This is a genomic window from Brevundimonas sp. (assembly GCF_030682035.1).
Lineage (GTDB): Bacteria > Pseudomonadota > Alphaproteobacteria > Caulobacterales > Caulobacteraceae > Brevundimonas.
Window position 1 is genome coordinate 420,672 of sequence record NZ_JAUXQZ010000025.1, and the last position, 21,411, is coordinate 442,082.

Genomic DNA, 21,411 nt, shown 5'->3' on the forward strand with positions numbered 1-21,411 from the left:
ACGCGCCATGCCTGACGGTTGTCGCCGCCCCTTCCCCGGCTTAGGAACAGCCATGGCCGATCTCACAGACAAACAGACCTTCTCCGACGAAGACGCGCTGGAGTTTCACCGCAGCCCGACCCCGGGCAAGATTTCCATGGCGCCGACCAAGCCGATGGCGACCCAACGCGACCTGTCGCTGGCCTATTCGCCCGGCGTGGCCATTCCGGTGCTGGCCATCGCCGCCGATATCGACAAGGCCTACGACTATACGTCCAAGGGCAATCTGGTCGCCGTCATCTCCAACGGCACAGCCATCCTCGGGCTCGGCAACCTCGGCCACATGGCGTCCAAGCCGGTGATGGAGGGCAAGGCCGTCCTGTTCAAACGCTTCGCCGACGTCGACAGCTTCGACGTCGAGGTCAAGACCACCGACCCGGACGAATTCATCACCGTGGTCAAGAACATCGGCGACACCTGGGGCGGCATCAATCTGGAGGACATCAAGTCCCCGGAATGTTTCGTCATCGAGAGCGAGCTGCAGGACCTGCTCGACATCCCGGTCTTCCACGACGACCAGCACGGTACGGCCATCATATCGACCGCCGGCCTGATCAACGCCTGCCACATCACCGGCAAGAAGCTGGAGGACATCAAGGTCGTTCTGGCCGGCGCCGGGGCCGCGGGCCTGTCCTCGATCGGACTGATGAAGGCCGTCGGGGTCCGGGCCGAAAACACTGTCATCGTCGACCGCGACGGCGTCGTCTGGAAGGGCCGCGACAATGTCGACCAGTGGAAGGCCGCCCACGCCACCGACACCCCGCACCGCACCCTCGCCGAGGCCATGGTAGGCGCCGATGTTGTCCTCGGCCTCTCGGCCAAGGGGGCGATCACCAAGGAAATGGTCGCCTCGATGGCGCCCAATCCGATCATCTTCGCCATGGCCAATCCGGACCCGGAGATCACGCCCGAAGACGTGCTGTCCGTGCGATCGGACGCCATCATGGCCACCGGCCGCTCCGACTACGTCAACCAGGTCAACAACGTCCTCGGCTTCCCCTACATCTTCCGCGGCGCGCTGGACGTGCGCGCCCGCCGCGTCAATCACGAGATGAAGATCGCCTGCGCCCAGGCCTTGGCCGCCCTCGCCCGCGAGGACGTGCCCGACGAGGTCGCCGCCGCCTATCGCGGCCGCAAGCTGAAATTTGGCCCCGACTACATCATCCCGACGCCGTTCGACCCGCGCCTGATCTGGTACATCCCGCCCTTCGTCGCCCAGGCCGCGATGGATACCGGCGTGGCGCGCAAACCGATTGAGGACATGGACGCCTACCGGACCGAACTGCGGTCGCGCCTCGATCCGTCCGCCGCCCTGATGCAGAACATCTCCGGCGCCGTGCGCGCCGCGTCCAACAAGCGCGTCGTGTTCGCCGAAGGCGAGGAGACCGCCGTCATCCGCGCCGCCTGGGGCTTCAAACAGGCCGAACTGGGCACGCCCATTTTGCTGGGCCGCGAGGAGCTGATCCGCAAGAACGCGGCCGAGGCCGGCCTGATCTTCGACGACATGGGCATCGAGATCGTCAACGCCCGCGTCAGCGAGCATAACGCCGACTACACCGACTGGCTCTACGCCCGGCTTCAGCGCCGGGGCTATCTGCGCCGCGACGTTCAGCGGATGATCAATCAGGACCGCAACTATTTCGCCGCCGCCATGTGCGCCCGCGGCCAGGCCGACTGCATGGTCACCGGGGTGACCCGTAATTTCAACATGGTGCTGAAGGAGGTCCGGCGCGTCCTCGACGTCAAGGAGCGGATGATCGGCCTGTCGATCCTGCTCGCCAGGGGGCGCACCCTGTTCGTCGCCGACACCTCGATCCACGAACTTCCGAACGCGGAGGAACTGGCCGAGATCGCCATCCAGGCCGCGGCCACGGTGCGCAAGCTGGGCAAGACCCCGCGCGTGGCCTTCCTCAGCTATTCGACCTTCGGCAACCCTCCGGGCGATCGCGGCGAGAAGGTGCGCGAGGCCATCCGCATCCTCGACGCGCGCGGCGTCGATTTCGAATACGAGGGCGAGATGCCGCCGGAGCTGGCGCTCGATACCGACGCCCGGGCGGCCTATCCGTTCATGCGCCTGTCGGGCCACGCCAATGTGCTGGTGATGCCGGCGATCCATTCGGCCGCCATCTCGACCCGACTGGTCCAGCAACTGGGCGGCGCGACCGTGATCGGGCCGTTGCTGGTCGGGCTTGAGAAGTCCGTCCAGATCGTCAGCCTCGGCGCCTCGGTCAGCGAAATCATCACCGCCGCCACCTTCGCCGCCTATGACGAAGGGGCTGTGGCGGAGGGCTAGACGAGGCCCGCCGCAGCCTTCAGCCGGCGATTCCGGCGATCCAGCATCCAGCACAGGATGACGGCCGGAATCCCCACGGCCGCAGTGCCCGCGAAGAACAGGGCATAGGCGACCATCAGCTCATGCCCTTGCTGCAAGCCCTCGACGACCACGCCCGAGAAGCCCTTCAGGAACTTGCCGAGCAGGGCGTAAAACGAACTGAGCAAGGCGTACTGGGTGGCCGTATAGCCAATGCCGGTGAGGCTCGACATGTAGGCGACGAGGGCGGCGCCGGCCAGGCCTTCGCTGAAGTTCTCGACGAACAGGACCCCGGCGAACATCGGCGTTGAGAGCCCGACCAGCGCCATCAGGGTGTAGCCGAGGTTCGACATCGGGCCGATCAGGGCGCCGAGCAGCAGGGTCCGGCCAAAGCCGAACCGGAGCGCGCACAGGCCGCCGGCGGCGATGCCGGCGATCGAGCCCGCCAGACCGAAACTGAGGCGCATGGCCCCGATGGCCTCCTTGGTCAGACCTAGTTCGAGATAGAAGGGTCCGACCATCGGTCCCATAACGAAGTCCGGCAGCCGGTAGAGGCTGATCGCCGCCAGCATCAACAGGGCGGCGGTCTTGTGCGTCTTCAGGAAGTTGATGAACGGGCCCACGACCGCGTCGAACATGCCGCGCGGCGTCCATGGCGCTGCGCCTCCGGTGGCTTTCGCGATGGCCGAACGATCCAGCGGTTCCTTCGCGAACAGGGTCGCGACGATCGCGATCGACATGGCCGCGCCCCAGATGCCGTAAGCCCCGTTCCAGCCGAACCAGGTGGCGAAGAACAGGATCAGCGCATTGCCGGCCAGAATCGCGAACCGGTAACCCAACTGGTAGGCCGAGGTCAGCAGGCCCAGGTCCTCATCGTTCTCGGCGCTCTCGATCCGCCAGGCGTCGACGACGATGTCCTGGGTCGCTGAGGCGAAGGCCGTGACCAGAGCGGCCGAGCCCAAGGCCGTTAGTCCGCCTTCCGGGCCAATAATGGCCATCGCGATCAGGGCTGCCCCGACCAATATCTGGGACAGAAGCATCCAGCCGCGGCGGCGCCCGAACCGCCCGAGAATCGGGACGTCGAACCGGTCGACGACCGGCGCCCAGAGGAATTTGAAGGAATAGGCCAAGCCGACCCAGGAGATGAAACCGATGGCGGATAGCGCCACGTCGCCCTCCGCCAGCCAGAGGCTGAGCGTCGCGCCGGTCAGCAGGAACGGCAGGCCGGAACCGAAGCCCAGCAACAGGGTGATCAGGACGCGCCCACGACCCAGCGCCTTGAAAACCTCCTTCACGCCCGCCTTGCGCGGCGCGGTTTCTGTGGCGTTGTCGGTCATCGGTGCGTCCCTCTAAGCGACGCCCCCGCGTCCTACCCGAGGGCGACCTTGGCGCGGTCCGTGCGGTTCGTCCAGCGGGCGAGTGAAGCGCGCAGGGATTCCAGCTCCAGCGGCTTGACCAGATGATCGTTCATGCCGGCTTCGAGACAGGCCTTGCGGTCCTCGGCGAAGGCGTTGGCGGTCAGGGCGACGATGGGCGTCCGGTCTCCCCGCGCCCGGATGGCCCGCGCCGCGCTGGGGCCGTCCATGCCGGGCATCCGCATATCCATGAAGACGAGATCATAGCGAGCGCGCTTCATCGCATCGACCGCCTCATGGCCGCTGGCGGCGGTCTCGACGGCACAGCCCTCGCGGCGCAGCAGGGTCGCGGCCAGCAGGGCGCCGACCGGATTGTCCTCGACCAGCAGTACGCGCGTGCCCGAGAACCGCGTCGGGGCGACGCGGTCGTCCTCGGGCGGCGGCGGGGGCGGCAGGCCGGGCTGGTGCCCATGGCCCGCACCGGACGCAGCCAGCACCCGCTCGGCCAGGGAGGCGCGGCGCAGGGGCTTGATCAGATAGCCCTGGAAACCGGCCCCGCGGTAGCGGGCGATCAGGTCGCGCTCGGCAGGCTTGAGCAGGACGATGGACTTGGCCGCGGCGGGCCTCTGGACCAGACCCTGCCCCGCCTCGCGCGCGGCGTGATCGATCAGGACAACGCCGGCGTCCTCGCGCACCGTCCCGCCCGAGGCCTCGATCTGGGCCACGGCGGCGGCGCGGACGAAGGGATCAAGGGTGACCACCGAGACGGCGTGGCCGGTCAGGGGGGTTCCGCGCCTGGGTGACCTGGGCGACGCGTCAAAGGCGGCCTCGAAGCGGAACCGCGCGCCCGGTCCGCCGGGCCGGTCGTCCACCGTCACCGCGCCCTGCATGGCGGCGGCGAGCTTGGAGACCACCGCCAAGCCCAGGCCGGCGCCGCCGAAACGGCTGGCGTCCGAGGCGTCGACATGGCCGAACTCCTCAAAGATGCGCGTCCGCGCCTCGGCCGGAACGCCCGGGCCGGTGTCGTCGATGATGAAGGCGAGCCGGGGCGATTTGATCGGGCCGCCGGTCCGCTCTACGGTGATGCGGACTCCGCCGGTCTCGGTGAATTTGACGGCGTTTCCCGCGAGGTTGAACAGCACCTGCCGCAATCGGCCTTCGTCGCCCATGATGTCGACGGCACCCGGCGCCACCGACCAGGCGATCTCCAGCCCCTTTTCGTGGGCGCGCGGACTGAGCAGTTCTGCGACTCCGCGCACCAGCGCCTCCAGATCGACGGGGGCGTGATCGAACTCAAGCTTTCCGGCTTCCAGCCGGGCGTAGTCGAGCAGGTCGTTGACCAGCCCCAGCAGATGCTCGGCCGACGACCGCGCCGCCTCGGCATAGGCCCGCTGGGCGCCGTCCAGCCGGGTGCGCGACAACAGACCCAGCATGCCGATGACGCCGTTGAGGGGTGTGCGCATCTCGTGGCTCATCAGGCGCAGGAACTGCTGTTCCGGAACCTCCGTCTCCGCACCTGACTTCACCCGCCGCGCCATACCGGTCTCCTCGATCGGCATCCTGCCCGGCAATCCCTTAAGACCGGCTCAATCGGCCCGGTTAAGAACCCCACGACAAATAGGGATGCCGCCGCATGACAGGCCCTGCGACCCGCCCTGCGGCGACATCCTGCGGTATCGGGCGATCGGGCTGAGAACAGATAGTCCGACGTGGTCAGCAATTGGTCGTGGCCGTTGCGATCAGAACGCCGCCGTCCCAGCTCGCTGGTCGATCTGCCTCTCAAAATCGCCCTGCGCCCCGACCGTTGAGCGGCGATAGACCAGGGCCTCGGCGATGTGGCGGCGCAGGACGCCGTCGCATCCATCCAGATCGGCGATGGTGCGGGCCAGCCGCAGCGTTCGGGTCCATCCCCGCGCGGTCAGGCCGCCGGCCTGCCCGGCGCGCATCAACAGGGCCCGCCCGGCGTCATCCGGCGTCGCGAACCGGTCCAGGATCTCGCCCGAGGCGCGGGCGTTGACGGCCTGGTCGCGGGCCGTGTCCGGGTCGATCCCGGCGGCGTGCAGCCGGACTTCCTGCATGGCGCGGGCGGCGAACACCCGGGCCGAAGCCTCGGCCGTGCCCTCGGCGGGCGGCGGCAGGGCCATGTCAGCGGCCGTGACCGGTGGGGTCTCCACGGTCAGGTCGATGCGGTCGAACATCGGGCCCGAGATGCGGTTCTGATAGTCGCGCTGGCAGCGCGGGGCCTTGCCGCACGCCCCCTTGCCGCCGCCTCCGATTCCGCACCTGCACGGATTCATGGCGGCGATCAGCTGGAACCGGGCCGGATAGCGGACATGGGCGTTGGCCCGGGCCACGACGATCTCGCCTGTCTCAAGCGGCGCACGGAGGGAATCGAGGGCCTGGGCGCTGTACTCGGGCAGTTCGTCCAGGAAGAGGACTCCGTTGTGCGCGAGGGAAGCCTCGCCCGGTTTGGCGCGCAGGCCGCCGCCGGTCAGGGCGGCCATGGAGGCGGAATGGTGCGGCGAGCGGAACGGCCGGTCGCGGGTCAGGGCGCCGCGCTCGATCAGCCCCGCCACCGACCAAACCATCGAGGTCTCCAGCAGCTCCCTGGGCGTCAACGGCGGCAGGAGGCCCGGCAGGCGCGCCGCCATCATCGACTTGCCCGAGCCGGGCGGGCCGACGAACAGCAGATTGTGGCCGCCGGCGGCCGCGATCTCCAGCGCCCGTTTGGCGCTCTCCTGACCCTTGACCTCGCGCAGGTCCGGGACGCGATCGCCGGATCGCATCGCCCCGGGCTCGGGCCGCCGCAGGACCTGGGTTCCCTTGAAGTGGTTGACCAGGCCGATCAGGGAGCGCGGCGCCAGAACCGCCACATCTCCGGCCCAGGCAGCCTCGGGTCCGTTGGCCTCGGGGCAGATCAGTCCGAGGCCCATGGCGTCGACCGCCACCGCCGCGGGCAGGGTTCCCCCGACCGGGGCGATCCGGCCGTCCAGCCCCAGTTCGCCCACCGCCGCCCAGCCGGACAGCATGTCGGGCGGGATGACGCCCATGGAGGCCAGCAGGGCCAGGGCGATAGGCAGGTCGAAATGGCTGCCCTCCTTGGGCAGGTCGGCCGGGGCCATGTTGACGATGATCCGCTTCACCGGAAGAGACAGGCCGATGCCGGCGAAGGCGCCGCGGACCCTTTCACGGCTTTCGGCCACGGCTTTATCGGCCAGCCCCACGATGGTGAAGGAGGGGTTGTCGCCGCACGACAGCTGCTGGACCTGCACGTCAACCCGCCGGGCGTCCACACCCTCGAAGGCCACCGTCACCACGCTGGCGAGCATCATCACCTCCCGTTATGCGAGAGAGAACGAACCATGAACCGGATGGCTTGGCAAGAGCGGCGTCAGGCTGACCGCTTTTTCTCCACCACGTCCCACATCAGGGCCGCGGCATCGATGCCCGTGAAACGCTTCAGCTGTTGGGCGCCGGTGGGGGAGGTGACGTTGATCTCGGTCAGGTAGTCGCCGATCACGTCGATGCCGACGAAGATCAGGCCCCGCCGCTTCAGTTCGGGGCCGATAGCGGCGCAGATCTCGCGGTCGCGCGCAGTCAGCTCGACCGGCGCCGCCGTGCCGCCGACGCGCAGGTTCGAGCGCACCTGGCCAGAGGCGGGGATGCGGTTGATGGCCCCGACCGGCTCGCCGTCGATCAGGATGATCCGCTTGTCGCCCTTCGACACCGCCGGGATGAATTTCTGGATCACCAGAGGATCGCGACTGCCCGTCATGTGGATCTCGATCAGGGCCTCGAGATTGGGGTCGCCGGCCTTGAGCTTGACCACGCCCGAGCCCGCCGCGCCGTGCAGGGGCTTGAGCACCACGTCGCCGTGCCGTTCGTGGAAATCGACCAGGGCGACCGGGTCCGAGCTGATCAGGGTCGGCGGGGTCAGGCGGGGGAATTTCGTCACCAGCAGCTTCTCGGGCGCGCTGCGTACCTCGGCGGGATCGTTCACCACCAGCGTCCCCGGATGCACCGTCTCCAGCAGATAGGTCGAGGTGACATAGGCCATGTCGAAGGGCGGATCCTGACGCATCAGGATGACATCGACGTCGGCGGCCAGGTCCAGCTTCACCTCGTCGCCGAAGGCGACGTGGTCTCCCTGGGTCTGACGCAGGGTGACCGGGCGGGCGCGGCAGAACAGGCGGCCGTCCTCCAGCGCCAGGGTGCGGACGTCATAGACCCACTGCGCGTGCCCGCGGTCCTGGGCCGTGGTCATCATCATCCATGTGGTGTCGGACTCGATGTTGACCGCCTCGACGGGGTCCATCTGGATCGCGACTCTGAGCATGGGCGTCTTCCTTGGCCTACCGCGCTTCGCGCCATTTGAGGCCGGACCACGAGGGACAGACAGCCGCGCACTGGCTAATGGGTAACGGTGGGCGGCGGCGCAAGCCTAGTTCAGCTGCAGCCTGACCCGGTCGACCGACATCTGGCGCGTGATCTCCATCGGATCATCCACCGTGCGAGCCCGGGCCAGGGCTTCGAGCGCACCGGCGAGGGAGCCCTGTTTCTCCCGCGCGGCGGCGACGTCCAGCCAGGGTCGGTGGTCCTCGGGGTCCAGCAGGGCGCGGCGCAGGGCCGAACGCTCGGCCCCTTCATAGTCCGCCGCGCGGATGGCCCGGCTGAACAGAACGTTCTGCAGCCGGATCAGGGCCTGGCGATCGGTGACCGGGGCCATCAGCACGTCCAGCCGGTCGGCGACGTGCGGCGTCAGCCCGGCCCGCAGGGCGCGGCGGGTCAGTTCCGACGGCAGGACCAGCCGGCCCTGGCTGAACGGATCCAGCGCCACCGGCCCCTCCGGCGTCTCGACCCGCAGCAGGAAGTGGCCGGGGAAGTCGACGCCCTGAGCCTTGACTCCCGCCCGCCGCGCCGCGTCGAGGTAGAAGACCGACAGGGCCGCCGACAGGCCGCGCCGGGTGTCGGCCACATCGATGACGTCGGTGTTTCCCGGGCTGTCGTAGTGGATCAAGTCGCCGTTGAGGCGCAGGTCCGAAGCCATGGTCTCGGCCAGGGCGTCGTCGGGGCTCTCCCCGCCCATCCTCTCGGCCAGCCGTTCGGCGGCGGCGGCGGCCAGGGTCCGCACGGGCTCGGGATCGCGGAACGGATAGTCGTGGATGGCGCAGGCGATGGCCGCTTCGAGCAGCGGAAACACCTCGTCCTCGGCCTGTCCGGCGCTGGTCAGCGTCTCGATCGCTTCATCGCGGGTCATGCGGCGCCCCTCCCGAAGGCGGCAATCCCGCGACGATGGCGCGGAAACCGGCCGGGAGCCAGCGCCACCATATCGATTCGCAGCACATGACCGGCCAAGCTGGGTCTTTGGCGCAACACCGACCGACCGGCGGAGAGCAGCCGGTCGTACTGGTCGGGGCCGAGGGCGGTGAGCGCCCCTTCAAGGGTGGCGCGGCGTTTGACCTCGACCACGGCCAGAACCTTGCCGCGGCGGGCGAGGATGTCGATCTCGCCGGCGCGGGTCTTCAGACGGAAGCCGAGCACCTGATAACCCTTGGCCATCAGCAGGGCGGCGGCCAGCCATTCCGAGCGATGGCCGAGCCGGTGGGAGACGGCCCCGAGGGCGACGCGCCAGCCGCGCTTGGTCCGCGCGACCCTCGGCGCTTTCAGGCGGCTCGCGGGCCGTTCCGGGCTCACCGGCCCTGCAACTCCAGCGCCCGCTTGTAGAGCGGTTTGCGCGGCAGGTTCAGGGCCTTGGACACCTCCGCCGCCGCCTCGCCGGGGGGCAGGCGGGTCATGGCCTCGGCAAGCGCCGCGTCGGCGTCGGCCTCGGAGGCGACCTCCATCTCGCCGGGAGCCACGACGATGACGATCTCGCCCTTGGGCGACTGGCAGCGGGGATCGGCGGCCAGTTCGGCGAGGGAGCCGCGTACGCACTCCTCGTACAGCTTGGTCAGTTCGCGGGCGACGGCGGCGGGGCGCGGCCCCAGCACGGCGGCCATGTCAGAGAGGCTGTCGGCCAGACGTGGACCGCTTTCGAAGAAGACCAGCGTCTGGCGGGCGGTCCTGACCTCTTCCAGAGCCGCGCGGCGGGCGCCGGATCTGGCGGGCAGAAAGCCGGCGAACAGCACCCTGTCGGCGGGCAGGCCGGCGATGCACAGGGCCGCCAGCAGGCTGGACGGGCCGGGAATAGGATGGACCGGCAGGCCGGCCGCGATCACCGCCCGGGCTACGACGAAGCCGGGGTCGCTGACCAGCGGCGTGCCGGCGTCGGAGACGAGGGCGACCACCGCCCCCTCGCGCAGCCGTTCGATGGCCAGTTCGGCGGCGCGCGGCGAGGCGTGGTCGTCGCACCGCTCCAGCTTCGCCTTCAGCCCGTAGGCCGACAGGAGTTTGGCGGTGACCCGGGTGTCCTCGGCCAGCACCAGGTCGGCGGCGGCCAGAACGTCGAGCGCCCGCAGGGTCATGTCCCTCAGATTCCCGATCGGCGTCGCCACCAGATAGAGGCCGGACGCCACGGGGCGCGGCGGCGGGACGGTCGGCGGGAACGGCGAAGGATCAGGGCTGGACTCTGGCATCGGCGGGACCGTGCCAGCGGGGACCGCCCGGCTCAAGGGCGGGCGATTGAACGCCGCGCGGTGGAGTGGGCGCGGCCGACCCCGGAAAAATGCCGAAAAGCGAGACTCTCGCCCCTCGGCGGCGGACGCTGGAAGGGGGAATTGCGCGGGGTAGCGCGCGATCCGGGCTGGCCGGATCGTTGGGTATAGCGATGTCAAAGACCGTGGCGGCGGGATTTCAGTCCCGAGCAGAGCATTTTATCACGGTCGCAAGGGGCGTCAGGGAAACAGGCGGGGTTTGGCCGGCGCATCAGGGCGAGAGGGCACGGTCGGGGTGCGAAAGGAACGGAATACCGGGGGCGGGAATGTCGTCTTTTGGCGCGGGCGCGACCACTTGGCTGATCAAGATCCCGAATGCTCACCGGGATCGAATCTCGCCATAAAGCATTGATAGTCAATATAGACGGAGCTGCGTGAGCTGGACCGTGTATTTTGGTCCAACAGTATCAGTAAAATACAGCGTTCTTTAAGTGTAGACGCCGACAATTTTCGGCCGGCGCATGATTTCGCGCGCCGCTCAAGCTTGACCATTGCACCGAAAGCGCGAGAACGGCGGTCTCTATACCTTCCTGTCCATGTAAAATTTACAATCGCCTTTTGTTTCGCAATTGCCTGGGCCGCGCTCAGCATCGCCCTGTCACTGCGCTGGCTCGCCGACCTCGCCGACCTCGTTTCCTTCCCGCTGGCCCTGATCATCATCGGCTTCATCGCCTATGTGCCGGGCTTCATGAACGCCTTCATGATCGGCACGATCATCCTCGACCGCCGACCGCCGCACACGCCGCCCGCGATCTACCCCCCCGTCAGCATCCTGGTGGCCTGCTACAACGAGGCGCTCAACATCGGGGACACGCTGAACAGCCTGGCCCGCCAGGACTACCCCGGGCGGTTCGAGGTCATCGTGCTGAACGACGGCTCTGACGACGACACCGCCCTGGTCGCGGCGCGGACGGTCGGCCGGGTGAAGGCGCGGTCGCAGGCCGAATTCCGGCTGATGAATTTCGAGGTCAACGCCGGCAAGTCGACGGTGCTGAACCGGGGGCTGGCGTTCGCGGCGCACGATCTGGTCGCCACGGTGGACGGGGACTGCTGGCTGCGCACCGACGCCCTGCGCCGGATCGTCGAGCGGATGCTGTCAGATCCGCCGGGCACCGAGGCCGTCGCCGGGGCGGTGCTGGTGCGGAATTCACGCCGCAACATCCTGACCCGCGCCCAGGAGTGGGATTATTTTCACGGCATCGCCGCCGTCAAACGCATGCAGAGCATGTACCACGGCACCCTCGTCGCCCAGGGAGCCTTCTCGCTCTACACCCGGCGCGGGCTGGAGGCGGTCGGCGGCTGGCCGCCCTGCGTCGGCGAGGACATCGTCGTGACCTGGGCGCTGCTGAAGGCGGGCTATCGCGTCGGCTATGCCGAGGACGCCCTGGTGTTCACCAATGTCCCGCACGAGTTCCGGCAGTTCGCCAACCAGCGGCGGCGCTGGTCGCGCGGTCTGATCGAGGCGTTCAAGGCTCACTGGCCGCTGCTGTTCAAATGGCGGCTGTCCACCCTGTTCATCTGGTGGAACCTGTTCTTCCTGCCGCTGGACCTTGTCTACACCTTCGCCTTCATCCCGGGGCTCATTCTGGCGCTGTTCGGCATCTATTGGATCGCCGGGCCGTTGACGTTGGCGGTGCTGCCGCTGGCGGCGGTCTGGAACTGGTTCATCTACCGGGTCCAGCGAAAGATGTTCCGCGCCCAGGGCATGCGGGTCCGGGGCAATGCCGACGGCTTCCTCTTCTACGTCTTCGCCTACAGCCTGCTGATGCAACCGGTCTGCGTCGGCGGTTATTTCGCTGAATTGGCCGGTCTGAGAAAGAACTGGGGAACGAAATGAATCGCATCCTCGCAATGCTGCTGGGCGCGGCGGCGCTTGTGTTCGCCCCGGCCGTCGCGGCCCAGGAAATCCCTTACTGGCAGGCCGTCAGCGCCGACCTGTTCGCCTCGACCGACGCGGACGAGGCGGAGACGGTGAAGGCCGGGGTCAGCTTCGACTGGCGATATCGCGGTCCGGGGGACTATCAGGGCGGCCGCCTGGAGGCCGCGCGCTTCTCGCCCGCGACCGGACCGTCCACTGAGGAACAGCGCCTCTACTACCGGTTTGCGCAAACCGGTGAGGACTGGTCGTGGAACGGCATGGTCGGGACCAATGGCGAGACCGTCCTGGGATCGCTGAGCGTGCACAATAACGATCGCATCCGGCAGGAGTATTTCATCGAGCGCGAACGCCTCGAGACGGCGCAGGGTCTGGACCAGGACCTCTACCATACCTTTGTCGGGGCGGCCTTCGACCTGCCGATCGATGAGCGCAACACGCTCACAGCGCTGGTCGGAGTTCAGGATTTCGACGGCGAGAACCTGCGCACCCACCTGCGGGCCCGCGCCATCCACGTGGTCAAGCCGGAATGGGGGCTCAGCGTCCAGCTCCGGACCCGATATTTCCATAACAGCGTGCCCGCCGAGGCCGACTATTTCTCGCCCGAATGGTACGTCGAGGTCCTGCCGGTCGTGCAGGTCCAGCGATTCCACAATGGCTGGCGCTATCAGGCGGCCGTAGGCATCGGGGCGCAGCGCGAAGCCGGGTCCGACTGGCGTGCAGCGCGCCATTTCGAGGCCTCGGTCACCAGCCCGCCGATCAGCCGTGACTGGCATGTCAGGGCAGCCGTCGTGCACAGCAACGCCCCGGTCACGTCGGAGCGGGGCTATGACTACAGTCAGGTCTCGCTGTCGCTGACCCGGGCGTTCTGACGGGGCGTCACACCAGCAGCGCCCTCAACACCCCGTCCAGCACCGGCCGCCCGGCGCTTGTCGCCCTGACCCGGCCCGCCTCCACGGTCAGGAACCCGTCCGCGATCAGTCCGGCCAGCGGCTCCGTCTCCACACCCCGGCCCAGCAGCGCCAGATCACTCACCGCCACGCCCTCGACCGTCCGCAACCCCAGCAGCACCTTCTCCTCCGCCGCGTCCCGCGCCGACTGCGTCTCCCGCTCGCTCCACGGCGCGCCCGTCGCGACTCCCGCGACATACGGACCGATCCCTTTGTGCGCGACGGTCGCCGTCCTTGCCCCACCCAGCGTCAACCGCCCATGCGCGCCCGGTCCTACGCCCAGATAGTCGCCGCCGCGCCAGACGTGGAGGTTGTGCGCCGATCTCGCCGCCTCGCCGCGCGCATGGTTGGAGACCTCATAGGCGTCGAAGCCGGCGGCCTCGAGCACGGTCTGGGTGGTTTCGTACAATGCGGCGGCGCGGTCCTCGTCGGGCGGGGTCCAGGCGCCGCGGGCCACGGCGCGGCCGAAGGCGGTCGTGGGCTCTATGGTCAGCTGATAGGGCGAGACGTGTTCGAAGCCGAGGTCGAGGGCCTCGGTCAGCTCGGCGCGCCAGCCTTCGACGGTCTGGTTGGGAAGGGCATGGATCAGGTCGATCGACAGGCGGGGGAAGGCGCGGGCGGCGACGGCGACGGCGCGGCGGGCCTCGTCCGCCGAATGGTTGCGGCCGAGGAAGGCCAGGGCCGCGTCGTCCAGCGCCTGCACCCCCATGGACAGGCGGTTGACCCCTGCGTCGGCCAAGGCGGCGAAGCGGGCGGACTCGGCGTCGGTGGGATTGGCCTCGAGCGTGATCTCCATGGCGCCGCGCGGCGGGAACAGGGCGCGGGCGCGGGCGCTGATGGCGGCCACGGCTTCGGGCGCCATCAGCGAGGGCGTGCCGCCGCCGAAGAAGATGGAGGCCAGCCGGCGCGGGCCGGTCAGGGCGGCCTGGGCTTCCATGTCTGTGAGGATGGCGTCGGCCAGCGCCGCCTGTTCGTCGGTCCTGCCCCGGTCACGGACGACGTTGAAGTCGCAATAGGGGCAGATGCGGGCGCAATACGGCCAGTGGACGTACAGCGCCACGTCCGTTCCGGGATCAGGAACCGGGTCAGTCAATCAAACACGCCTTCAGCTTCTCGAACGCCCGCGCGCGGTGGCTGATGGAGTCCTTCAGGACAGGGTCCAGTTCGCCGAAGGTCTGGCTCTGCCCGTCGGGAATGAAGATGGGGTCATAGCCGAAGCGGCGGTCGCCACGCGGGGGGAAGGTCAGCAGGCCGTCGACCCGGCCCTCGACCACCACGGCGGGACCCTCGGGCCAGGCCACGGCCAGGGCCGAGGTGAACCAGGCGCGGCGATCCGGCGAGCCGGTCTCTTCCAGCCGCTCCTCAACGCGGCGCATGGCGAAGGCGAAATCCTTGTCCGGACCCGCCCAGCGCGCCGAGAAGATGCCGGGCGCCCCGTCCAGGGCCGCGACCGACAGGCCCGAGTCATCGGCCAGGGCGACTTCGCCCGCACGGTCCGCCGCGTGGCGGGCCTTGAGCAGGGCGTTGCCCGTGAAAGTGCTTTCGGTCTCGTCCGGTTCGGGCAGATCCAGGCTCGCAGCGGTAACCACCGCGTAATGTCCGCCCAGAAGCGCGTCGATCTCGACGGCCTTGCCGGGATTGTGCGTCGCCACGACCAGCCGCATCCCCTTGATAAGCTTCAGATTCATCCTGATCACGCGCTCCGCAACAATCTATTGCCAAAGTTTAATATCGTTAAACGATATGTAACGTGCCTTTCCTCAGGGCACGTCCTATCTATGCCTTCAAGGACGGACGCCGCGACGTTCCCCGAACAAGCCGATACCGGCAAGATCGATGCAGCGGAATAACATAAGAGGGGTGAAAACGTCCCTCACTCAGGACCAACGGAGAACGACTATGAATACCATGAGCGCATCGCACTTCATCGAGAAGATCGGCCACGGCATCCTCAACGCCTTCCTGCTCGCCGCCCTGCCGACCGCCCTGGTCACCACCCTGATCCAGGCCCTGTGACACCCTTCTGGCCTCAAGTAGCCCGAAGGGCGGTAGGCCAAACCAAAAGAGTCTCACAGGAGCTTTGACGATCGGCATGACAATCGCGATGAATAAGACCGCGTGTGGCTTCGCCGGACCGCGCGCGGCATCCTCGCCCCGCCGACCGGCCCGCTGACAGAGAGGCTGACCCATGCGTTTCCCGAAGTCGCTTTCGATCGGGATCCGCGTGCCCTCCCTGCCGGGCCTGCACGCCCGCTCCATGTCGCCGCTGCTGAACGCGGCCCTGGGAGCCGCCTACTGGCTGATGATCGTGCTGACGGTGGTCGTGGTGGCAGCCTTCGTCGTCACTCTTTTCCTCCCCATGGGACCGACCGGCCTGATCTTCAGCGATGGATCGGGCGGCACCGAGATTCCCGTTTCCCGCACCTACATCCTGTTCGGCTTCGGCGCCTTTGTCGGATATTTCGGCGGCTTCGCCCTGATCCTCAGGCTGTTGAGACGCATCTTCCACACGCTCGCGACGGGCGACCCCTTTCATCCGTCCAACGTCAGCCGCCTGAAACAGATCGGCCTGACCCTGGCCACAGTCACGGGCGGCGCCTGGATCGGCCAGACCCTGGTGGCCCGCCTCGCGCGCGGCGAAATGGACCCGCCCAGCCTGTTCGACCTGGTCACACCCGCGTTTTCCGTCCTGGTCGTCTTCGTCCTGGCCGAGGTGTTCCGCGAAGGCGCGCGCCTGCGCCGCGAATCCGAATTGACAATATGAGTGGCCGCGCGATCAAAAGGCGCCGCCTGTTGACGCTTCGCGCCGCCCTTCGGGTCGACCCGTCGCGCGTCGACAGATAGAGAAGACCCCATGGCCATCCGCGTGCAACTCGATCGCATCCTCCTCGAACGGCGTATGTCGCTGACCGAGCTGGCCGACCGCGTCGGCGTGACGCTGGCGAACCTGTCGATCCTCAAGACCGGCAAGGCGCGGGCGATCCGCTTCACCACCCTGGACGCCCTGTGCCGCGAGTTGAACTGCCAGCCGGGCGACCTTCTGGTCCAGGCGCCGGGGCCGCAGGACATCGGCTCGGACGAGGACCCGGACGGGAACGCCCCCGGCACGACATGAGCCGCCGCGACGACCTGAGCCCTGACGACCGCCGCATCTGGGCCCGCGTCGCCGGCTCGGTTACCCCCCGCAAGCCGAAGAAGGCGGCGCTCGTGATCCCCGGCGCAGCGGCGGTCGACCCGCCCGCCGCGCCACATCCGAAGGGCCCGGTCAAGGCCCGCAGCGTCTCCCTCGCATGGAGCCCGCCCGCGCCCCCGGCGCCCGATCGCCCTCGCGGCCACCCCGAAGAGCTTGAGCCCCGCCGCCAACGCCGGCTGTCGCGCGAGCGCGACCCGATCGAGGCGAGGTTCGACCTGCACGGCTTCGGCCGCTTCCAGGCCCAGGACGCCCTGACGGCGTTCCTGCTGGGGGCCCAGGCGCGCGGCTATCGCTCGGTGCTGGTGATCACCGGTCAGGGGCGGCGCGGCGGAATCGGCGTGATCCGGGCGTCGGTGCATGAATGGCTGCAGAGCCCGGCCTTGCGCGGGGTGGTGTCAGGCTTCGCGCCGGCGGCGCGGCGCCACGGCGGCGACGGCGCCCTGTATGTGACGATCAGGCGGGGTTGAGCGTGAGCCCCGCCTCTTTCGCAAGCCCTTCCAGCGACGTCATCGGCCTCGGGCCCCAGTGGGCGATGACCTCCGCTGCCGCCAGCGAGCCCAGCTTGCCGGCGTCCTCGAGCGAGAGGTAGCGGGCGAGGCCGAGCAGGAAGCCGGCGGCGTACTGGTCGCCGGCGCCGGTCGTGTCCACCACCTTGTCGACCGGGAAGGCCGCGACCTCGACCCGTTCGTCGCCCGACAGGATCACCGAGCCTGCGGCGCCGCGGGTGATGGCGGCGACCTCGACCATGGATGCCAGCTGCGCGGCGGCGGCGTCGAAATCGTCCGTCTCGAACAGGGCGGCCAGTTCGCCCTCATTGGCCAGGACGATGTCGGCCGAGGCTTCAATGAAGGCCAGCAGTTCGGCGCGCCAGCGGGCGACGACGAAGGTGTCGGACAGGGTGATGGCGACCTTGCGTCCGGCGGCGTGGGCGCACGCCGCGGCGGCCTCGAAGGCGGCGCGGGCCGGGGCCGGATCGAACAGATAGCCTTCCAGATAGACGATGGCCGAGGCGCCGATCAGATCGGCGTCGATGTCGGCGGCAGACAGCTGGTTGGCGGCGCCGAGGAAGGTGCACATGGTGCGTTGGCCGTCGGGCGTGACATTGATCATGCAGGCGCCGGTGGCGGCGCCCGGCAGCACCGGCGTGTCGAAGGCGACGCCGGCGGCGCGGATGTCGTGGCTGAAGACCCCGCCCAGCACATCGTCCGCGACCTTGCCGATATAGGCCGCGCGGCCGCCTAAGGAGCCGACGCCGGCGACGGTGTTGCCCGCCGACCCGCCCGAGGCCTCAACGCCCGCGGCCATGGCGGCGTACAGCGCCCCGCACTGTTGCGCATCGACCAGCTGCATGGAGCCGGCGGTCAGGCCCTGGGCCGTCAGGAAGGCGGGGTCGCAGGGGGCGAGCACGTCGACGATGGCGTTGCCGACGGCGCAGACGTCATAGGTGGGGTTCTGGGTCATGGGCGGGGGCCATAGCGGGCGCGGAACGGATTGGCGAGAGTCTCCGGCGGATTCCCCTGCTTTCGTCATCCTCCGGCAAGCCGCGTGAGCGGCGCGGACCGGGGGACCCAGCGGCGCGCGAGAGCGCGAACCTGTCGCGGGCTCCGCTGTCGGACATCGTCTGCCTGAATAGATCGCCTTCGGCGCCGCCGGGTCCCCCGGTCTCGGCTGCCAATAGGAGAAGGATCCGATCCACTCCACCGACCTCAACAAGGCCAGGACTCCGCCGCGCCCGGCGGGAGGCCGGCGTCCTCGCGCCAGGCGTCGCGGTTCGCCTGCAGGGTCACCTCATCCAGATACGACAGGGGGTGCAGCCACCCCGTTTCGCTCCAGAAGGCCCCGGTCCAGCCGTGACGGACCGCCCAGGCCCGGTCGCAGGCCGCCGTCCCGGGCGGAAGGTTCTCCGCCCGCCATTCCGGCACGAAGCCGAGGTGCCAGACCGGAACCTGCTCCAGCGGCCCGCCCCGCATCGCCTCGGCCAGCTTGGCCGCCAGCAGCCGCGTCTCCTCCAGCTGGTATTCGAACTCGGCCTGTTTGCGTTGGGCGTAGCGGTCCCGGCCCTCCGCCGGCTCCGGATCCGGATCGGCGGTGGCGCGCCGTTTCCCGCCTTCCGACGCCCGGCGTCGCCACAGGTTGGCCAGGCCGACGTCATACCGCTGGGCCAGCGAGGCCGCGGTCTCTCCCGCCTCCCATGCCCGGCGCACCGCGCGCCAGGTGTCTTCGCATCTGAGTTTTCGGGCGTATCCCTCGTACATGGACGCAGGATCGGGCGCCGCTACGACAGAATCGGTCGTGCTCGGACCGCACGGTCAAGGGGCGACGGCCGGGTGGTTCATCACAAAGGACACGAAGGAAGGCACGAAGGGACCGGGGGTGCGTCCACGCCGGACGTGCCTCCCGACCACTGGACTGCGGCTTCGCCGCCTTGATCAAATCGACAGCCGGTGTTGATGGAGGGTTCGTCTCCGTCCACCGCTCAGAACCCGTTGTGTCCTTTGTGATCCCTTCGTGTCCTTCGTGATGAACCAACCACCGTTGGCAGCGAGGGAATCGAAGGCGGGTCCAATTACCCGAAGGGGACCCTAGACTTCCGGCTGGGGCGGCGCGGTGATGACCTCGACGTTGTCGTTCAGCAGATAGGCCAGTTCGTCGAGGGCGACGCGGCGGGCGGCGGGGGTGGCGGCGGCCTCGACAGCGGCGATCTTGACCGGGATGTCCTCGGAGATGCCGCGCAGGATGCATTTCAGGTCGCCGTCCGTGCCGCGCTCCTTGAGGATGACGTGGCCCTGCATATCGAGGGCGGCCAGTTCGACGGCCTGGGTGCGGAAGCCGACGAAGGCGGGACCGGCAGCGAAGTCGGACTGATCCACCACCCCGGCCTCGATCCAACCCTGGACCACGCCTTTCAGGGCGCCGGAACGGGCGATGATGTCGGCGAACAAGGGCTCCCCCGCGACCGAGACCGGTGCGTCGGCCGCAGGCGGCGGCAGGGCCGCGGCCAAGGCCACATTGGGGTCGGAGAGCAGCAGGGTGACGGCCAGGGCGACGCCGCAGGACATGGCTAACCTCATACTAGTTGGCCGAATCGCGGATTCAGCGTTGAACCGGCTTACGCCCGACCCGTAAACGAGGGTTTACCTTTTCCGAATTTCGAGCTCGCCCGATGACCGCCCGCACCCAGGCTCTCGACATGCTCCGTGGCGTCGCCCGCAAGGACGCCGGCGGGCGCATCGTCCATCAGTTCGCGACCGATCCCGGCCGCATCGACCGCATGGGGGTGGAAGCGGCGGGCCTGTATCTCGATTTGTCGAAACAGTCGTGGAGCGCCGAAGGGTTCGAGGCCGCGCTGGATCTCGCCCGCACCTGCGATGTCGAAGGGCGGCGCAATGCCCTGTTCGGCGGTGAGGCCGTCAACAACACCGAGGGCCGCGCGGTGCTGCATCCGGCGCTGCGGGCCGCCGACGACGCGGACTTCCGCGCCCTGGGCCAGCCCGTGTCCGCCGCAGTGGCCGAAGCGCGCAAGGCCATGGCCGCCTTCGCGACCGACGTCGGCTCGGGCGCCGAGACCGGCGGGACCAAACAGCCGTTCACGGCCGTCGTCCACATCGGCATCGGCGGCTCAGACCTGGGGCCACGGTTGTTATGGGACGCGCTGCGGCCGCTGGAGCCGGTCATCGACGTGAGGTTCGTGGCCAATATCGATCCGCGCGACATGGGCGAGGCCCTGGCCGGGCTGGACCCCGAGACGACGCTGGTGGTGGTGGTGTCCAAGACCTTCACCACCCAGGAGACGCTGGCCAACGCCGAACTGGCCAAGGCCTGGCTGGCCGAGAGCCTGTCGCCCCGCCGGATGGTGCATCATCTGATCGGGGTGACGGCGGCGCCGGACAAGGCCGAGGCCTGGGGTTGCGGCCGGACCTTCGGCTTCCGCGACTGGGTCGGCGGGCGTTATTCGCTGTGGTCGGCGGTCAGTCTGTCCGTCGCGGTGGCCTTGGGCTGGGACGTGTTCGAGCGGGTGCTGAACGGCGCCCGGGCCATGGATGAGCATTTCCTCGCCGCTGATATCGAGCGCAACGCTCCGGTGCTGCTGGCCCTCGCCCAGATCTACAATGTCGAGGGCCGCGGGCGGCATGCGCGAACGGTGGCGCCCTATGCCCATGGCCTGCGTCGCCTGCCGGCCTTCCTGCAGCAGCTGGAGATGGAGTCGAACGGCAAGCGGGTGAAGCGCGACGGCTCGCCGGTCGACACCGCCACCGGTCCCATCGTCTTCGGTGAGCCCGGCTCCAACGGTCAGCACGCCTTCTTCCAACAGATTCACCAGGGGCCGCAGGTCGTGCCGGCGGAGTTCATCGTCGTAGGCCATACCTCGGGCGAGGCCATGGATGCCCGCGAGGGCGACGCCCCCCTGTGGTCCAACGCCCTGGCCCAGGCCCAGGCCCTGATGGTCGGCAAGACGGAGGCTCAGGCGCGGGCCGAGCTGATGGCGGCGGGCGCCGACGACGCCGAGGCCGACCGCCTGGCCCCGCACAAGGCCTTCCCCGGCGACCGGCCCTCCACCACCATCCTGATGGACGCCCTGAGCCCCGAGGCGGTCGGGGCGCTGATCGCCCTCTATGAGCACAAGACCTTCGTCGAGGGCGTGATCTGGGACATCAACAGCTTCGACCAGTGGGGGGTGGAGCTGGGCAAGGCGCTGGCGAAGGCGGTGCTGGAGGACGTCGCGGCGGGGGAGCCGTCGGCCGGGCTGGATCCGTCCACGGCGGAGCTGATGAAGCGGCTGATGGTTTAGGGGCGAGGGCGAGAGGCGGACACACTGACGGTCCGCCATCCGCGCAAGACCAATGCTCTGGGGAAGCGGTGCATTATTGCTTTCGATGGCGGTAGGCTTCGCTGTCGCAGAAGTCGCTGGACTCATCTTCGCGGCACTGATCGCGGCGCCAGCATTCGTCCTGTTTGTTGGCTCTGTGAAAGTCTGGCCCGGCTATGCCAACCCGGCAACCAACAGCGCGAAAGTCCGCCAGGGGTCGAGGCCTA

Annotated in this window: 19 protein-coding genes; 7 read left to right on the forward strand and 12 right to left on the reverse strand. The window is 68.8% G+C overall.

Translation table 11 applies throughout. The features are described from left to right. Window positions 1-52 precede the first annotated feature (52 nt). Complete coding sequence (locus tag Q8K49_RS07415; protein WP_305305099.1) at window positions 53-2,332, forward strand: NADP-dependent malic enzyme; 2,280 nt, start codon at window positions 53-55, stop codon at window positions 2,330-2,332. Here Q8K49_RS07415 and Q8K49_RS07420 read toward each other — a convergent pair. From Q8K49_RS07420 to rsmI, 7 genes are all read right to left on the reverse strand, one after another. Next, window positions 2,329-3,687 carry an MFS transporter gene (locus Q8K49_RS07420; protein ID WP_305305100.1) on the reverse strand — a complete coding sequence of 453 codons (1,359 nt, stop codon included), beginning with the start codon at window positions 3,685-3,687 and terminating at the stop codon, window positions 2,329-2,331. The genes Q8K49_RS07415 and Q8K49_RS07420 overlap by 4 nt on opposite strands. Window positions 3,688-3,719: 32 nt before the next feature. Then, window positions 3,720-5,264 (reverse strand): response regulator, encoded by a 1,545-nt coding sequence (locus Q8K49_RS07425; protein WP_305305101.1) that lies wholly within the window; start codon window positions 5,262-5,264, stop codon window positions 3,720-3,722. Window positions 5,265-5,444: 180 nt separating this feature from the next. Next, window positions 5,445-7,034: a YifB family Mg chelatase-like AAA ATPase gene (locus Q8K49_RS07430; protein WP_305305171.1), complete on the reverse strand. Its 1,590-nt coding sequence runs from the start codon at window positions 7,032-7,034 to the stop codon at window positions 5,445-5,447. Window positions 7,035-7,096: 62 nt separating this feature from the next. After that, entirely contained in the window at window positions 7,097-8,041 is a 945-nt protein-coding gene (gshB, locus tag Q8K49_RS07435) for a glutathione synthase (RefSeq protein WP_305305102.1), read from the reverse strand. Between the two features lie 105 nt (window positions 8,042-8,146). Beyond that, the gene (locus Q8K49_RS07440) at window positions 8,147-8,962 is read right to left on the reverse strand and encodes a SirB1 family protein (protein WP_305305103.1); all 816 of its coding nucleotides are present in this window, start codon (window positions 8,960-8,962) and stop codon (window positions 8,147-8,149) included. Beyond that, entirely contained in the window at window positions 8,959-9,399 is a 441-nt protein-coding gene (locus Q8K49_RS07445; RefSeq protein ID WP_370867741.1) for a YraN family protein, read from the reverse strand. Before Q8K49_RS07445 ends, Q8K49_RS07440 begins: the two co-directional genes overlap by 4 nt. Then, the gene (gene rsmI, locus Q8K49_RS07450) at window positions 9,396-10,280 is read right to left on the reverse strand and encodes a 16S rRNA (cytidine(1402)-2'-O)-methyltransferase (RefSeq protein WP_305305104.1); all 885 of its coding nucleotides are present in this window, start codon (window positions 10,278-10,280) and stop codon (window positions 9,396-9,398) included. The genes Q8K49_RS07445 and rsmI overlap by 4 nt, the downstream gene beginning before the upstream one ends. Window positions 10,281-10,842: 562 nt before the next feature. Here rsmI and Q8K49_RS07455 point away from each other — a divergent pair. Then, window positions 10,843-12,195, forward strand: a complete 1,353-nt coding sequence (locus Q8K49_RS07455) for a glycosyltransferase family 2 protein (protein WP_305305105.1) — start codon at window positions 10,843-10,845, stop codon at window positions 12,193-12,195. Continuing rightward, window positions 12,192-13,106 carry a hypothetical protein gene (locus tag Q8K49_RS07460; protein ID WP_305305106.1) on the forward strand — a complete coding sequence of 305 codons (915 nt, stop codon included), beginning with the start codon at window positions 12,192-12,194 and terminating at the stop codon, window positions 13,104-13,106. The genes Q8K49_RS07455 and Q8K49_RS07460 overlap by 4 nt, the downstream gene beginning before the upstream one ends. Window positions 13,107-13,113: 7 nt before the next feature. On the opposite strand, the gene hemW is transcribed toward Q8K49_RS07460, so the two are convergent. Next, on the reverse strand, window positions 13,114-14,277 hold the full coding sequence (hemW, locus tag Q8K49_RS07465) for a radical SAM family heme chaperone HemW (protein WP_305305107.1): 1,164 nt from the start codon (window positions 14,275-14,277) through the stop codon (window positions 13,114-13,116). Beyond that, the gene (locus Q8K49_RS07470) at window positions 14,270-14,872 is read right to left on the reverse strand and encodes a non-canonical purine NTP pyrophosphatase (protein ID WP_305305108.1); all 603 of its coding nucleotides are present in this window, start codon (window positions 14,870-14,872) and stop codon (window positions 14,270-14,272) included. Before Q8K49_RS07470 ends, hemW begins: the two co-directional genes overlap by 8 nt. 500 nt (window positions 14,873-15,372) lie before the next feature. Between Q8K49_RS07470 and Q8K49_RS07475 the strand changes: the two genes are divergently transcribed. The 3 genes from Q8K49_RS07475 to Q8K49_RS07485 all read left to right on the forward strand — a co-directional run bounded on the left by Q8K49_RS07475 (window position 15,373) and on the right by Q8K49_RS07485 (window position 16,844). After that, entirely contained in the window at window positions 15,373-15,948 is a 576-nt protein-coding gene (locus Q8K49_RS07475) for a DUF2975 domain-containing protein (protein WP_305305109.1), read from the forward strand. Window positions 15,949-16,038: 90 nt separating this feature from the next. Further along, window positions 16,039-16,299, forward strand: a complete 261-nt coding sequence (locus tag Q8K49_RS07480) for a helix-turn-helix transcriptional regulator (RefSeq protein ID WP_304879058.1) — start codon at window positions 16,039-16,041, stop codon at window positions 16,297-16,299. Beyond that, window positions 16,296-16,844, forward strand: a complete 549-nt coding sequence (locus Q8K49_RS07485) for a Smr/MutS family protein (protein WP_305305110.1) — start codon at window positions 16,296-16,298, stop codon at window positions 16,842-16,844. The genes Q8K49_RS07480 and Q8K49_RS07485 overlap by 4 nt, the downstream gene beginning before the upstream one ends. On the opposite strand, the gene Q8K49_RS07490 is transcribed toward Q8K49_RS07485, so the two are convergent. The 3 genes from Q8K49_RS07490 to Q8K49_RS07500 form a co-directional block, all read right to left on the reverse strand. Then, window positions 16,831-17,838 (reverse strand): adenosine kinase, encoded by a 1,008-nt coding sequence (locus tag Q8K49_RS07490; RefSeq protein WP_305305111.1) that lies wholly within the window; start codon window positions 17,836-17,838, stop codon window positions 16,831-16,833. The genes Q8K49_RS07485 and Q8K49_RS07490 overlap by 14 nt on opposite strands. Window positions 17,839-18,083: 245 nt before the next feature. Then, on the reverse strand, window positions 18,084-18,581 hold the full coding sequence (locus Q8K49_RS07495; RefSeq protein WP_305305112.1) for a hypothetical protein: 498 nt from the start codon (window positions 18,579-18,581) through the stop codon (window positions 18,084-18,086). Between the two features lie 378 nt (window positions 18,582-18,959). After that, window positions 18,960-19,436: a hypothetical protein gene (locus Q8K49_RS07500; protein WP_305305113.1), complete on the reverse strand. Its 477-nt coding sequence runs from the start codon at window positions 19,434-19,436 to the stop codon at window positions 18,960-18,962. A 104-nt stretch (window positions 19,437-19,540) separates the two neighbouring features. Between Q8K49_RS07500 and pgi the strand changes: the two genes are divergently transcribed. Beyond that, entirely contained in the window at window positions 19,541-21,166 is a 1,626-nt protein-coding gene (pgi, locus tag Q8K49_RS07505; RefSeq protein ID WP_305305114.1) for a glucose-6-phosphate isomerase, read from the forward strand. Window positions 21,167-21,411: the final 245 nt, after the last annotated feature.